We start from the raw sequence: 13,507 nt of genomic DNA, 5'->3' as shown, positions 1-13,507 counted from the left end.
TTCAGGTCCTTTCTTCAAGTTTAGGACCTGTGCAGGTTTTTAGTGGGTCAATACATCGAAGGGCTCGGGCATGGGCATCAGGTGAGGCCGCTCGTGCTCGAGCATCTCCGCCACGCTGAACTGACTGTGCTCGGGATGGCGCACCTCGCTCCACAGCGCCCGGCAACGCTCACCGAGCCACGCGTTGAGCTCGGCAAACGAGCCGAAGCGCCGCCGAGCGGCTTCGATCCAGATACGCCGGCGGCTGTCCTGCACGTTCTTCTCCACACGCCCCTTCTCCCAGCCCGAGGCCACGTTGCAGAAGTCAGGGTCGTACAGGTAGTGCGCGCACATCACCGCGAAGCGCGCGTTGACGGTGCGGCCCTTGCCCTTATGCACCTTGTCCACGGCAGTGCGCATGTTGTCGTAGATCCCGCGGCGCGCCACACCGCCCAGCGCGGCAAACGATCGGGTGTGGGCATCGAACAGCATCTCGTGGCCCTGGCTCGGATAGGCCACCAGCCAGAACGCGCGGCTTGCGCATAGCTTCATGTGCGCCACCTGCACCCGGTAGTAGATGCCGCCAACAACCAAGCCTTCCTCGCTCCAATCGAATTGGAAGGCCTCGCCCAACTCGAAGTTCAGTGGAACGTACGCCGTGACATTGGCCGCCTGCCCCTCGCCCTGGCGCCAGGCTCGCACGAAGTCGGTGACGGCCGAGTAGCCGCCGACATAGCCCGCTGCCTTGATCTCGGCATGCAGGGCACGCGCCGTGCGCCGCTCGTGCTTGGGCCGCCTGGCGTCGGCCGTCAGGGCCTGCCGCAGCGCCGCCTCAAACGAGTTGAGCTTGTTGGGCCGGGGCTCGCGCCGGTACTTCGGCGCCTCGTTCACCGGTGCGCGCAGCCACTTGGAAACCGTGTTGCGCGACAGTCCGGTCTTGCGCGCAATCTCGCGCTCCGACAGCTTGTCTCTCGCGTGCAGCCGTCGGATCTTGCCAATCATGTCCATGGTGATCACTCCTCAAACCCCGCCGCTTAAAAAAGCAGCAGAGTAGGTTGAACACCTGGCTCATTTTTACTTCGGCACTACCCGCAAAACTGGCTCAAATTCCGGTCGGCGCCAACACTCAACCTTGAGTTTTCGCAAGGAAAGGTGCCCCCAAGTCTCACCAATGCGGAAGTTTGTCGAGCGCTTCGCTATGCGCTCCTTGAAATTAACGGCTATCCGCAGTGGTTCTGGCCACTTGTTGAAGCGTACCCGGCCGTTGCGGTTCCCGAGTTAGTGTCAATCGCGCACGAGGCAGCGAACGGTGCCGCCTCGAAGGAGCATGCAGAAGAGCTGTTGGCCTCAATTCCTGACGCACCTGCCGTGGTGCAAGAAGTTTTGGTGAGCGCCGCTTGGGCATATTTGGCTACCTCGAGCCCCACCCGAGACCACGTAGTAAATCGGCTACTAAAAGCTGCTTTGTCTGTGCCAGGTAAGGTTCCGCACAAGGCCTTTGAGCACATTTCGCTTCAGAAAATGAAGGCTGCATACTGCTCACCATTGCCTGATTCCGTTGAGCCCTCGCTGCGCACACAACGTGAACTGGCATTGACTTGGGCAACTCATTGGCTGATCCATAGTCCGTTGAGGTGGCGAGATGAGGTAAGCGCATGGGGTCCGATAGATCCGCTGGCCGTGAAGACCTTTATTTTTGACTTGGCTGCAGCACTTGGACGAAACCGTGAGGGTGTGGCGGCGCGAATTGCCACAGAGAGCGACCACGGCATCCTTGCACTGGAAGACCTATTCCTTTGGACAAGGTGGGCAGTCGACCCGAAGGACGATGTGAAGAGACCAGAAGGCGTCTATAGTCCGGGCCCGCGGGATGATGCCGAGCAGTTTCGTAACACGATTGTCAGCGGCATCGCCGCCGCGACGTCTCAAGCGGCCTACAGCGCACTGGACCGAATCCGCAAAGTCCTACCAACCGACGACCTCGCAGTCGATTACATCAAAAGGACGCAGTTCGAACTTCGTGAGCGGCAGTTCACCCGTGAGCCACTGCCGCAAGCGAAGTATGCGAAGTTCGAACAGGACTTCCGCGGCAATGTCACTGATTCAACTTCGTTCGCAATGGCCGTGCATGCTGACCTGCGGGCTGTCCAGTACGACGTGGAACGCGGCGAGCACAGCCTGCGCAGTTTCTTCAACCAAGTCGAGTTCCAGCGCATCCACAAAAAGGGCGAAGAAGGTGCCAAGGCGGGCTTGGCCCTGGAGGTGCACTTCCAGCGGCTTTTGGCGAGCGAGTTGGCCCACCACGCTGGCTCTCGGTACTCTGTAACTATGGAGCCCGAGACAGCGGAGGCGAAGCGCCGCGATGTTCTCTGTAGCAAGGGCGGCTGGCATGCATCCATCGAGCTCAAGATGTCCGAGCGATGGAACTTGAGCGACTACCTGGTCGCGTTGGAGAGGCAACTGGTGGGCCAGTACATGCGCCACAACAAGGCAACCACCGGCTTCTTTGTGCTGGTCCTGCAAACCAAAGAGCGCCAATGGACCGACCCAACCTCGAATAAGAAGCTCAACTTTCAGCAGGTCCTGGCAATCCTATCGGCGAAGGCCCTGGAGCTCGAAGCGAAGGATAGGTCGCGCTTCCTGCGAGTCATCGGTATTGATGCCACTACGCCAGAAGATTTTCGTGCGGTAGCCAAGAAGAACCCATCGAAGAAGGTCGGCGCGCCCAAGGCCCCAAAGAAGAAGGCATAGGGAGAACTGAGATCCAACGGCTCTTCAGCATCTGGCCAACCGAGCCCCTGAACTCTTCTCGATCTCGGCAAGTCACCGCGTCGGCTCGCACCCTGTGTTGAGTGGGCTCGCGGTATCGGTAGGTTAGGACTGCCGCATATCGTAGAGCAGTCGCTCGAACAAGCGCTTGACCACCGAACCAATGACTGCTTGAGGTCAGATTGCGTGAGCACGGTCAGCGGGAATGAGCGACCGAAGACGCTGCAAAGTAGGTATAGACCGACGATGCTCAAATGACCGGGTGTACCAGCCCTTGACATCACGTAGCCAAGCGGCCCGCAAATTTCCGGGATGCTGGGGCTATCTGTGTTGCTCGCCGTGTTCGGTACGGTCTCTGCATGCTGGCAGGCTTCTGGGGCTATTGGCGAGTTGCAGCCAGCAGTTCTTCGGTCTTGCTCATCAGCACTGCCGTGCTGCATTCGAGCGCGCCTGCGATCTTGAAGATGACCGCCAGCGTGGGCGTATGCTCGCCGCGCTCGATCTTGCCCATGTGGGAGCGCTCAATACCCGCAAGGTGCGCCAGCGACTCTTGCGAGATCCCACCATCCATGCGCGTTGCACGCACCGCCGCGCCGAAGGCCTGGGCCAGTTCGGCGTCGAAGGTGGTAGCGCCGGCTGGTCGGCCGCGCTGGATGCTGCGCTTCTGCATGGACAGAAGCGTCGATTCGCAGCACAATTAAAACCACGTTATATTTAACTCTTTGCTCCTCTTGCGCTCATTTTGTGCTTCCGCGTATTTGCGGAAAGCCACATCCGAGGTTTCGGACAGATGCATGAAGCCGTATCTGTGCGACGGCGTAAAGCCACAGGTCCGCTTCTGTGTTTGTGCGCCTCTGTGGCTTTGATGCAAACCGTCTTAGTGCCTTCACACAAATGCATGACGATGGTTTGCGATTGCGTGCTAGGGGAACAGGGCGTGCAGGCGCAATATGTGCCCTGCGGGGAATTCGACCATGACCGAGTCACTTACCACTGATGAGGAGCGCGCGCAGTTACTTGCCCATGGCAAGGACCGCGCTGCTGGACTCGCTATCGATCCGTTGCCCGTGGTACGGCTGTTCACGCCCGATGCGCATGCCACCTGGCTGCTGGTGTCGCTCGACCCGGCAGATGGCGACACGGCCTATAGCCTGATCGACCTGGGGATCGGGATGCCCGAGTTGGGCACGGTAAAGCTGTCTGACCTGGCATCCATCGTCGGCCCGAACCAGCAGCGGGTGATGCGGGATCGGTATTTTCAGGCAGCGCGTCCGCTGTCGGAGTACCTGCGGCTGGCTCAGGAGAATGGCTCTATCGTCGATTGAGCCATTCGCGCCACAGTCAAGCAGGGGCGTATTGATGCTATTTGCGTCAGGGTTGATGCTGGCTGGGTCTTAATCCGCACTGTTGCAGCGCATGAGGGCATGCGTGGCGTAAAAAGCCATGATCTTTGGCGCGGGTTGCGGCACGGTGTTTCATGCCGCGTGGGATTGTGCTGCTGCGCGGCCGTCGCATTGAGACGATTTCAGCCATGCTCCAGCGCCAATCGGTACCTGACGCCTGTCGTTACAGAATACACGAAATCTGACCGCGATGGGCTGCCCCGCATGGCCTCACGTTGTGGCGACGTTCCTGCTGTTCACGAGGAGCTTGCGCCATGACCGATCCCCACCATCTTTCGCCCTGGTATCCGACGGCAGCCTACCTCTACATCCTGTTCCTGGATGCATTGGCACTGGCCTGGGAGTACCTGCGCCGCAACCCGGACTACCGGCTTGACTGGCTGCGTCACCGTCGCAGGCCCCACACCGCACCGGCCGCACAACAGGCCGCGCGTCGCTGGGGTTTGCGGCTCTGGGAAGATCCGGCCCTGGATGCACGTGACGCACATCCAGCCTGGCTGCCCGGCCATGCGGCCGTGGTGCAACTCCATCCCGACGCCGATCCGTCCAGGGATGCCGAAGCCTTCGCCTTCTGGCGCATTCCGGGCCACAAGCACCTGATCCATGACGGTCAGCGGTTGGCTCTGCTGGCGCGCGGCTCCGGCCGCAACCAGCGCTTTACGCTGGCTCCGGGTCTGGAAGAGGGCATGGCGGTCACCTATGCCCATAGCGGCGGTACAGGTGGCGGCGCCAACCCACCTGCCGATGCGGCGCCTGCAGCACGGCCTCGGCCATCGGCCGCCGCCGTGCTGGAACTGCACACCCTGCAGGCGCTCGACGCCACTCTGGCGGGCGCGACCCTGCGCGAAGTGGCCGAGGGCCTGTTCGGCGAGGAGGCTGCTGCCGATTGGTACAACGATGGTGGCCTGCGCTCCAAGGTGCGTCGCCTGGTGAGGCGCGGCAATGCATTGATGCGCGATGGTTACCGCCAGTTAGCACAACTTCCACCGCTTGAGAAGGGTCGTTTTGAAGGGAGTGCAAAACGACCCTGAGCAAGAGGGCCGCATTTTCTGAGACTGCCTCCATCCGGCTGCGTGGTGTGGCCGGGGTTCACCACCTGATGGAGGTTCTCACCATGCGTCCTGCCCCTTTGCACTCCTCTATGGCTGCTGTCGCTGCGCCAGCGCAACCCCAACGCTATCTCTCCAACGACGAAGCTGCGGAATATCTGCGGCTGTCGCCGCGCACTCTGGAAAAGCAGCGCGTACTCGGTGGCGGTCCCAAGTTCCGCAAGTTCGGCCGCCGCGTCATGTACGCCGTGGCCGACCTTGATGCCTGGGCCGCCGAGCGCAGCTTCGAGAGCACGTCCGATCCCGAATACGCCGAATACCATGCGGCGGACAGCCGTGCGCGCTGATCGCTGGAGCGCGAGAGGCCATCGCCATGTCCAGCCCATCGATGCCCTCTCGGCAGCGACCATCGCAGGAGCGCGAACAACTCGATCTGTTCCGCGCCCTGCCGGGCGACATGGCGCCGCGAGACAGCCAGGACCTGATGGCTTTTCCGTTCTTCTCGCTGGCAAAGTCGCGGCGCACAGCGCCGATCGACTTCCAGGCCAGCGGCGTGACGATCCGGGTGGAAGGTACCCAGGAGCATGGCATCGCCACGATCTGGGATGCCGACATCCTGATCTGGGCCGCCAGCCAGATCGTGGAAGCGCGCGATGCTGGCCTGCGCCCATCGCGCCTCATGCAGGCCACGCCCTACGAGATCCTGCGCTACATCGGGCGCGGTACCTCGCTGCGCGATTACCAGCGCCTCAAAGCCGCGCTGGATCGCTTGCAGTCCACCACAGTGGCCACATCAATCCGGGAGACCACGGGCAGGCGCCTGCATCGGTTTTCGTGGATCAACGAGTGGAAGGAACTGGCCGATGCCAAGGGCACGCCCCTGGGCATCGAGCTGATCCTGCCGGACTGGTTCTATGGGGGTGTGCTGGATTCGGCACTGGTGCTGACCATCGATGCGGGGTATTTCCAGCTGACAGGCGGGATCGAGCGCTGGCTGTACCGGCTGGTGAGGAAGCACGCGGGCCGGCAGGAAACCGGCTGGTGGTTCGACTTCCGGGCGCTGCACCGCAAGTCGGGCAGCACGGCCAAACCCACCGACTTCGCTTGCGACCTGCGCGCATTGGTGGCGCGGCAGTCGCTGCCCGGCTACGTGTTGGGCATCGACCGCATGCCGGGCAGTGGGGCCGAGCTGCTGACGTTCAAGCCCGTGCCGCCCACGGCACGGGGATAAGTGCGCCAAATCCTGTGGACGGGCTCGTGCTATCAGGCGTGGCAAGTCTCGTGCTATCGGGCGTAGGGGTCTCGTGCTATCAGGCGTGCCAATGGGCCGCGAGGCCAATGCTGGCGCGGGTTTCGGCCGCCTATAACATTAATAACTTAATACCAATAACCAGTAAGAGCGCCTCGCCCCGGTGGATAACCGGGCTGCGGCGTAGGCAGGCCAGCGCTCCGGCTTGTATTCCTTGCCATCAGCGCGCCGGTTGTGCGCGCCGATCGAAGCCCGGTTTTGCAGGATGGAGGGCCGAGCCATGATCCTCGCTGTCCTTCAACAGAAAGGTGGCGTAGGCAAGACCACGATCGCCACCCACATCGCCGGCGAGCTGGCGATGCGCGGGGCATCGGTCATCCTGCTGGATGCCGACCCGCAGGGCTCCGCGCTGGACTGGACACAGCGCAGAAGCCAGCAAGGTCTTCCAAGGCTTTTCAGCGCCGTGGGCCTGGCGCGCGAAACCCTGCACCAGGAAGCGCCAGAACTCGCCAGGCGGGCCGATCACGTGGTCATTGATGGGCCACCCAGGATTGCCGCCTTGGCGCGCTCCGCGCTGCTGGCGGCCGAGCGGGTGCTGATCCCCGTGCAGCCCAGTCCCTACGACCTGTGGGCCAGCGCTGAGATGGTGGCGCTCATCCAGGAGGCGCAGGTGTTCCGTCCTGCGCTGCGCGCGGCCTTCGTCATCAATCGGCGCGTGGCTGCAACGGTGATTGGGCGCGAGGCGCGCCAGGCGCTCGCCGAGCAGCCGCTGCCTGCGCTGCGCGCCGAGATCCGGCAACGCATCGTCTTCGCCGACAGCGTGGCCGCTGGGCGGCTGGCCCGCGAGACGGCGCCGGACAGCGCCGCCGCGCGCGAAATCACCGCGCTGGTCGATGAGCTGCTGCGGTGGCCGTCATGACCGCGAAGCCACCACTCAGCAGCAAGCGCTCGGCCAAGCGCGTTGGTATCGGTGCGCGCCCGCCTGCGAATCCGCAGGCTGAAGCCTGGATTCGTCAAGGCGATGCCGATGCGCTGCACAAGGCAGACATCTACACCGCCCGCTTGACGCTCGACATCTCGCCAGCGCTGCGCGCGCGTATTAAGGTTTCGGCCTTCACGCGGGGCGTGACCGTGGCCGAGATGCTGCGCGCTTTGCTGGAGCGGGAGTTTCCAGAGCAACGCAGGGAGAACGCGCCATGAACGCTCCACTGTCTACAGCGCTGGCTGCGCCGCAGTCTCGCTCGCACGCACACTCACGTTCGCGCGCTCGCCTCGTGTTGGCGGGCTTGTCTGCCTGCGGCCTCGCTGCGCTCGCCTGGGCTACTTTCATGCTGCCGCTGCCGCGCCTGGTCTACAACCCGTCCGACAGCGTGGCGGTCGGCTGGTATCGCGTCGAGCCGCTCCACTGGCGTGTCGGCTCGCTGCCACAACCGTTGCCTCCTTCGCTGCGCGTCGGCAGCATCGTGCTGACCCGCTTGTCGACCGATGCCGCTACGCTGGCCGCGCAACGCGGCTACCTGCCAGCGCGTGTGCCCCTGCTCAAGCGAGTGGGCGCCATCGCACCGCAGCACGTTTGCATCTTCGATGCGCTGGTGTGGATCGACGGCGTGCCGGTGGCCGCCGTGCGGCCCGCCGACCGGCTGGGCCGGCCGCTGCCTTCCTGGCGGCAATGCAGGCAGTTGCATGACGGCGAGTTGTTCCTGCTCAGCAACACGAATCCGGCATCGTTCGACAGTCGATACTTCGGGCCGGTCAGCGCGTCCGCCGTGATCGGCGTTGCGCATAGGCTGTGGCTGGAGGCACAGCCATGACGGCAGCCAACATACTGCACGTTGGCGTGCCAGATATCGTGCTATCAGGCGTGCCGATCCACTGGCCGATCTTCTGCCGCTGCGCGCTGCCGTCCGGTGTGCCAACGCGGTGCCGTCAACCGGTCCAGCCTTCGGCCCTGGTCACGTCCACGGGTGAGCCTCTGGCCGCCCTGGTGGCTGCCAATTCTCTGCATAAGTTCGTGCAATGCAGCGTGGCATTCCGCTGCACATCTTCATGTCATCACGCATGTCGTGCGTGTGCATTCGCACCGCACTTTGCGCTGCATTCCACCGTGCAAAAGTCTTGCGTCGAAATCTCCCGGCCAGCGGCCGCGGGCGTGTTCACCGCATGCGCCAGGAGGCTGGCGGCCTCCGTCGTTGCGCCCCCTGAGGACAGCCTCAGAAACCGAGGGCGGATTCGGGCTTCGCGAAGGCAAAGCAAGATTGAAGGGTGCGGCACCATGGTGCCTGCAAAGCCAGTCTGCACGCGGGGGGAGCGCGGCACGCGCCACAGGGCGGCCTGGTGCCGCCGACAGCCCCAAGCCCTTGCCGGTCGTGGGAATATCGGATGCCGCGTTCGATCTGGCGCGACCGGCTTGGACGGAGTATCGGCATGAGCAAATCCCGCAATTCCCCTGGCGACGACCAGTTCCGCGTTCGGCCCGGCAAGTCCCGGCAGCGCGGCGACACCTTTATCGCCCAGGTACTGAGGCAGACTAGCAAGGCAGCCGGCGCCACGGGCGGTAGACGTGGCGCGGGTGGCACATCCACCGGCAAGGCCCCCGGCTCGCGCCTGGGGCGCGGCCACACGGCAGCACGGTTCACGGGCCAGTCGCTGTCGCCGTTATCGCGCCGGGCCGCCGTCAAGGTGCGGCTGGTGTACCTCCGGCAGGCCAGTGGCCGGTCTACAACGGAGCATCTGCGCTACATTGAGCGCGAAGGCGTGGATCGCCAGGGCGGGCCGGGCCATGCCTATGGACCGTTGACCGACGAGGCAGACACCCGCGCCTTTGAGGAGCGGGGCAGGGGAGACCGCCACCAGTTTCGCTTCATCGTCTCGCCCGAGGATGCGGAGCAGCTCGAAGACCTGCGCACCTACACCCGCCACCTGATGCAGCGCATGGAAGCCGACCTGGGCACGCGGCTGGACTGGGTGGCCGTCGATCACTGGAACACCGACAACCCCCACACCCACGTCGTGCTGCGCGGCAAGGACGACACCGGCAAGGACCTCATCATCTCGCAGGAGTACATCACCCGCGGCATGCGCGAGCGGGCAATGGAGTTGACGACCGAATGGCTCGGGCCGCGCACTGAGCTGGAGATCCAGCGCATTCTGGCCCGCGAAGTGGAACAGGAGCGCTGGACTAGCCTCGACCGCACCCTGCAGCGCGAAGCCGTGGACGGCCTGGTCAGGATCGAGCGCTTCGACAGTTCCAAGCTGCGCAGCCAGCGCCTGCTGCTGGTGGGCCGGCTGCAGCGCTTGCAGCGCATGGGCCTTGCCACAGAAACCCAGCCCGGCACCTGGGCCGTGCACGTCGACGCAGAGAAGACATTGCGGGGCATGGGCGAACGTGGCGACATCATCCGCACTATGCAGCGGGCGATGGGCGGCAAGCAGCGCGAGCTGGCCGTGTTCGAGTCCGGCGACGATGGAAATGGTCGCAGCATCATCGGCCGGGTGGCGGGCAAAGGGCTGGCCGACGAGTTGTACGACCGGGGCTATCTGGTGGTCGATGGCACGGACGGCAAGGCGCACTATGTGGCGCTGCCATCCAAGACCGAGCTGGCGCAGTTCCCCATGGGGGCCGTGGTGGAAGTGAAGCGCTCCACCGATCTGCGCAAGGCAGACCAGACCATCGCCGCGCTGGCGTCCGATGGCCTGTACCGCACCGATCACCACCTCGCTATTGTGCAAGGCCAAGCCACGGAAGGCCGTGATCCACGGGAGGTCGTGGCAGCCCATGTCCGCAGGCTGGAAGCGCTGCGCCGTGCGGGCATCGTGGAGCGGGTGGCCGAGGGGCTATGGAAGGTGCCGGATGACCTGCCCGAGCGGGGCCGGAAATACGATGCCCAACGCTTGGACGGCTTGGCCGTGGAGCTGAAATCTCATCTGCCCATCGAGCGGCAGGCCCGCGTGATCGGCGCCACCTGGCTCGACCAGCAACTAATCGGCGGCGACCAAGGATTGGGCAACCTGGGCTTTGGCGCCGAAGTCAGGCAGGCGATGCAGCAGCGCGCCGACTTCCTCGCCGAGCAGGGCATGGCCGAGCGGCGTGGCCAGTGCGTGATCCTGGCGCGCAACCTGCTGGGCACGATGCGCAACCGAGAACTGGCGCAGGCTGCGAAGGACATTGCTGCAGAAACTGGCTTAGAACACCGTCCAATGGCCGACGGTCAGCGCGTGGCTGGCACCTACCGCCGCAGTGTCATGCTCGCCAGCGGGCGTTACGCGATGCTTGACGACGGCATGGGTTTCTCGCTGGTGCCATGGAAGCCGGTGATCGAGCAGCGGCTGGGGCAGCAGCTGGCCGCGGCGGTGCGCGGCAGCGGAGTGTCCTGGGAGACGGGGCGGCAGCGCGGACCATCAGTTTGACCCTGTCTTGGAATTAAGAGGGAGGAGTCATCTGACGGCGACATGCTGCGGACCTGTTATCTTGCTCAAGCAAATTGCGATTCTAGGAATTCGAGGCTTCGGTGGTACAGCTCAATCCTGTTCAGTTCCAGCACCATCGAGTGCGTACCGCGTGCAAGCACCTCCAAGCGTTTGTAGGGTGCTTGATGCAGCCTGGAAAATAACTCCTGAGCCATATACACTGGCGTGTCCACGTCCCATTCGCCCAGGAGCAACTGCGTGGGCACGCGAATCCGTTCGGGCTCATAGGTAGGGCGACCGGCAGACCAGAGCTCCATCAAGTCGGCAATGACGCCGTTGGGAGCCAAGATCGCCTGATCCGCATCGCCGGGCTTGCCTTGACTTTTGGCCACTGCGCTCCACCAGCGGTCGAATTCTGTTTGGGGCATCAATTGCTCTGCAACGGAGGCGTCCAAACCACGTACCCAGCGTTCACGGGCCTCCGTTTTGGGAACGGTTCTAAAGTCGCTCAGGCTGGCGCCGGGTGACAACATAGGCGGGAGGCCCGACATGGCCCATCGCATCATGGTCATTCCAGGCGTATTCCGAATCATCCACAGTGGGGCAAACAAGACAAGATGCCTCACCATCTCGTTGTTCTGCGCCGTGAAGCCACCGGCAAGCGCCGTGCCCCATGACCAACCGATCAAGTTGAGGCGTGCGTTACCATGCCGTGCGCGTATGAACTCCACCACGGCAGCGAGATCGGCTTGGGCCTCTTCGGTGCGTGCGTATGGCCGGCCATGCTCCGGAAACACCTTGGGCATGTTCGCGTGCAAGGAGTGTCCATAGCCGCGCACGTCGAACAAGTACGCATCAAAGCCATGCGCGGCCAAATAGTCGAGCCAGGAGCAGCTATCAAACGCAGCATGGTCGAAGACCGCGCTTCCGGGATAAGTGGCGCCATGCACAAACAGGACGATCTTCTCCGGATCCGTTGTCTCCCTTTCTGCAAGACGTTTATTGCGAACATATAGCTCTATGCCGGGTGTCGCGCTTGGGATTCGATAGTCGGTAGCTGCGATCATCAGTTTTGCGGCACCTTTTCAACGGCATACGAACCAGGAGCAGCTTCCAGCACAGGCCATGCCTCGCTTCCAGGTTGTGCAGGTGCGGCAACCAGTTTGCCTCCGGTCGGCGCCACCCAGTCGTTCCACGCTAGCCACCAGCTTCCCTGGCGCTTTTCGGCACCCGCTTTCCAGGCTTCAGGGTCCGAGGTCTGAGGACCGTTACACCAGTAGCCCCTGCGCGATTTGGCTGGGTGGTTGATGACCGTGCCGGACACATGACCGCCTTCGGTCAGCAGAAACTCGCATGGACCGCCAACCAGATCGCGGGTCAGCAGTGTTGTCTGCCATGGGACGATATGGTCCTCGGTAGCGGAAACGACGCAGCACGGCATGTCGATATTGCCCACATCTACCTTGCGCCCTCGTAGGCTCAGCGCTCCCGGCTCGCGCAGCCGATTGTGGAGGTACATGTTCTCCACGTAGAACTGATAAAGATCACCTGGGACATTGGCGGTGTCGCTGTTCCAGTACAGCACATCGAACGGCGGAATCTTTTCCCCCAACAGGTAATTGTTTACCCAGAAATTCCAGATGGAATCTTTCGCATGGAGCATTGCCATGGCTTTGGAGAGATCCTGACCCAGCATTACGCCCTTGGAGCGTACGCGTGGCTCGTACGCAGCGATCTGCGGAGCGTCGATGAAGACACCGATATCGCCATGCTCGGAGTAATCCACCAAGGTGGTCAAGAAGGTGGCAGATGCCACGCGCTTTTTCTCTGCCGCCGTCATCACCGCCAAGGCAGAAACGGACAGCGCCCCCCCGATGCACCAGGCTAGGAGGTTCAGGCGCGGCGCGCCCCCAATCTCGCAGGCCATTTCCACTGCTTTGTGCACGCCGTCGTATACATAGTCCTCCCAGCTCTTGCTCGCTTCCCCGGGATGCGGATTGCGCCAGGACACCATGAATACGTTGTGCCCCTGTTCCAGCAGGTACTTGACGAAGGACTTCTGCTCGTTGAGGTCGAAGGCATAGAACTTGTTGACACAGGGCGGAACGATCAGCGTTGGTGCCTGGCGGATCTTGCCGGCCAGCGGCTGGTACTGGATCAACTGGAAGATGTCATTCTGAAATACCACGGCACCGGCGGTCGTTGCCAGGTTCCGCCCCACCTCAAACGCCTCCATGTCACTGGAGGCGGGAAACGCCTGCTGCTGCAGATCGGCCAGCATGCGGGAGGCTCCGGTCAGAGCACTCTGGCCCTGGGTTTCCACGGCCTTTGCCAGTGCCTGCGGATTGGTCCAGAAGAAATTGGACGGCGACATTGCATCCAGCGCCTGCTGCATGTAAAAGTCCCACACTTGCTTTTGGTGCGGAGGGAGCGTTGCACCAGATTGGCCCATCTGCTGCGCAGTCTGGCCAACAGCCTGGTACCACTGCAGCAGCAATTTGCCGTAAGGCGTACCGCTCCATGCCGGATCCTTGAAGCGAGGATCATCCTTCAACGAATGGGGTGTGGCCGCATCGCCGCCGGGAGCCAGCCAGGTGCGCTTCCACTCTTCGAAGAGTTGCTGCAGATTTTCTGGGGTCATGATGCTCTCC

The 13,507-nt window shown here is 62.9% G+C and carries 12 protein-coding genes and 1 pseudogene; 9 read left to right on the top strand and 4 right to left on the bottom strand.

The window, feature by feature from the left end; all coding sequences use genetic code 11:
- Nucleotides 1–54 precede the first annotated feature (54 nt).
- Nucleotides 55–987 (bottom strand): annotated as a pseudogene (istA, locus tag ACODRX_RS06420) (IS21 family transposase); the annotation flags it as partial.
- Nucleotides 988–1,131: 144 nt separating this feature from the next.
- On the opposite strand from istA, the gene ACODRX_RS06415 reads away from it, so the two are divergent.
- Entirely contained in the window at nt 1,132–2,730 is a 1,599-nt protein-coding gene (locus ACODRX_RS06415; RefSeq protein ID WP_488870326.1) for a hypothetical protein, read from the top strand.
- A gap of 397 nt (nt 2,731–3,127) precedes the next feature.
- On the opposite strand, the gene ACODRX_RS06410 is transcribed toward ACODRX_RS06415, so the two are convergent.
- Nucleotides 3,128–3,418 (bottom strand): helix-turn-helix domain-containing protein, encoded by a 291-nt coding sequence (locus tag ACODRX_RS06410; RefSeq protein WP_488870325.1) that lies wholly within the window; start codon nt 3,416–3,418, stop codon nt 3,128–3,130.
- A gap of 304 nt (nt 3,419–3,722) precedes the next feature.
- On the opposite strand from ACODRX_RS06410, the gene ACODRX_RS06405 reads away from it, so the two are divergent.
- The 8 genes from ACODRX_RS06405 to ACODRX_RS06370 all read left to right on the top strand — a co-directional run bounded on the left by ACODRX_RS06405 (nt 3,723) and on the right by ACODRX_RS06370 (nt 10,856).
- The gene (locus ACODRX_RS06405; RefSeq protein ID WP_488870324.1) at nt 3,723–4,073 is read left to right on the top strand and encodes a DUF2958 domain-containing protein; all 351 of its coding nucleotides are present in this window, start codon (nt 3,723–3,725) and stop codon (nt 4,071–4,073) included.
- A gap of 332 nt (nt 4,074–4,405) precedes the next feature.
- The gene (locus ACODRX_RS06400; protein ID WP_488870322.1) at nt 4,406–5,182 is read left to right on the top strand and encodes a DUF2285 domain-containing protein; all 777 of its coding nucleotides are present in this window, start codon (nt 4,406–4,408) and stop codon (nt 5,180–5,182) included.
- 83 nt (nt 5,183–5,265) lie between these two features.
- Nucleotides 5,266–5,547 carry a helix-turn-helix transcriptional regulator gene (locus ACODRX_RS06395; RefSeq protein ID WP_488870320.1) on the top strand — a complete coding sequence of 94 codons (282 nt, stop codon included), beginning with the start codon at nt 5,266–5,268 and terminating at the stop codon, nt 5,545–5,547.
- Nucleotides 5,548–5,573: 26 nt separating this feature from the next.
- Complete coding sequence (locus tag ACODRX_RS06390) at nt 5,574–6,431, top strand: replication initiator protein A (protein ID WP_488870319.1); 858 nt, start codon at nt 5,574–5,576, stop codon at nt 6,429–6,431.
- Nucleotides 6,432–6,729: 298 nt separating this feature from the next.
- Nucleotides 6,730–7,368 carry a ParA family partition ATPase gene (parA, locus tag ACODRX_RS06385; protein ID WP_488870318.1) on the top strand — a complete coding sequence of 213 codons (639 nt, stop codon included), beginning with the start codon at nt 6,730–6,732 and terminating at the stop codon, nt 7,366–7,368.
- Nucleotides 7,365–7,649 carry a chromosome partitioning protein ParB gene (locus ACODRX_RS06380; protein ID WP_488870317.1) on the top strand — a complete coding sequence of 95 codons (285 nt, stop codon included), beginning with the start codon at nt 7,365–7,367 and terminating at the stop codon, nt 7,647–7,649. The genes parA and ACODRX_RS06380 overlap by 4 nt, the downstream gene beginning before the upstream one ends.
- Nucleotides 7,646–8,260 (top strand): S26 family signal peptidase, encoded by a 615-nt coding sequence (locus ACODRX_RS06375; RefSeq protein WP_488870316.1) that lies wholly within the window; start codon nt 7,646–7,648, stop codon nt 8,258–8,260. Before ACODRX_RS06380 ends, ACODRX_RS06375 begins: the two co-directional genes overlap by 4 nt.
- Before the next feature lie 613 nt (nt 8,261–8,873).
- Nucleotides 8,874–10,856, top strand: a complete 1,983-nt coding sequence (locus tag ACODRX_RS06370) for a DUF3363 domain-containing protein (RefSeq protein WP_488870315.1) — start codon at nt 8,874–8,876, stop codon at nt 10,854–10,856.
- A 65-nt stretch (nt 10,857–10,921) separates the two neighbouring features.
- On the opposite strand, the gene ACODRX_RS06365 is transcribed toward ACODRX_RS06370, so the two are convergent.
- Both ACODRX_RS06365 and ACODRX_RS06360 read right to left on the bottom strand, forming a co-directional pair.
- On the bottom strand, nt 10,922–11,923 hold the full coding sequence (locus ACODRX_RS06365; RefSeq protein ID WP_488870313.1) for an alpha/beta hydrolase: 1,002 nt from the start codon (nt 11,921–11,923) through the stop codon (nt 10,922–10,924).
- Nucleotides 11,923–13,497, bottom strand: a complete 1,575-nt coding sequence (locus ACODRX_RS06360) for a PHA/PHB synthase family protein (protein WP_488870312.1) — start codon at nt 13,495–13,497, stop codon at nt 11,923–11,925. Before ACODRX_RS06360 ends, ACODRX_RS06365 begins: the two co-directional genes overlap by 1 nt.
- Between the last annotated feature and the right edge of the window lie 10 nt (nt 13,498–13,507).

The organism is Comamonas sp. FG99, assembly GCF_057808605.1.
The sequence above is the reverse complement of the archived record's forward strand: the minus strand, read 5'-3'. Positions and strand labels throughout refer to the sequence as shown.

Bases quoted from the DNA above. Each gene is read 5' to 3' on its own strand.
- ACODRX_RS06410 (WP_488870325.1), bottom strand. From the start codon at position 3,418: ATGCAGAAGCGCAGCATCCAGCGCGGCCGACCAGCCGGCGCTACCACC.
- ACODRX_RS06405 (WP_488870324.1), top strand. From the start codon at position 3,723: ATGACCGAGTCACTTACCACTGATGAGGAGCGCGCGCAGTTACTTGCC.
- ACODRX_RS06400 (WP_488870322.1), top strand. From the start codon at position 4,406: ATGACCGATCCCCACCATCTTTCGCCCTGGTATCCGACGGCAGCCTAC.
- ACODRX_RS06395 (WP_488870320.1), top strand. From the start codon at position 5,266: ATGCGTCCTGCCCCTTTGCACTCCTCTATGGCTGCTGTCGCTGCGCCA.
- ACODRX_RS06390 (WP_488870319.1), top strand. From the start codon at position 5,574: ATGTCCAGCCCATCGATGCCCTCTCGGCAGCGACCATCGCAGGAGCGC.
- parA (WP_488870318.1), top strand. From the start codon at position 6,730: ATGATCCTCGCTGTCCTTCAACAGAAAGGTGGCGTAGGCAAGACCACG.
- ACODRX_RS06380 (WP_488870317.1), top strand. From the start codon at position 7,365: ATGACCGCGAAGCCACCACTCAGCAGCAAGCGCTCGGCCAAGCGCGTT.
- ACODRX_RS06375 (WP_488870316.1), top strand. From the start codon at position 7,646: ATGAACGCTCCACTGTCTACAGCGCTGGCTGCGCCGCAGTCTCGCTCG.
- ACODRX_RS06370 (WP_488870315.1), top strand. From the start codon at position 8,874: ATGAGCAAATCCCGCAATTCCCCTGGCGACGACCAGTTCCGCGTTCGG.
- ACODRX_RS06365 (WP_488870313.1), bottom strand. From the start codon at position 11,923: ATGATCGCAGCTACCGACTATCGAATCCCAAGCGCGACACCCGGCATA.
- ACODRX_RS06360 (WP_488870312.1), bottom strand. From the start codon at position 13,497: ATGACCCCAGAAAATCTGCAGCAACTCTTCGAAGAGTGGAAGCGCACC.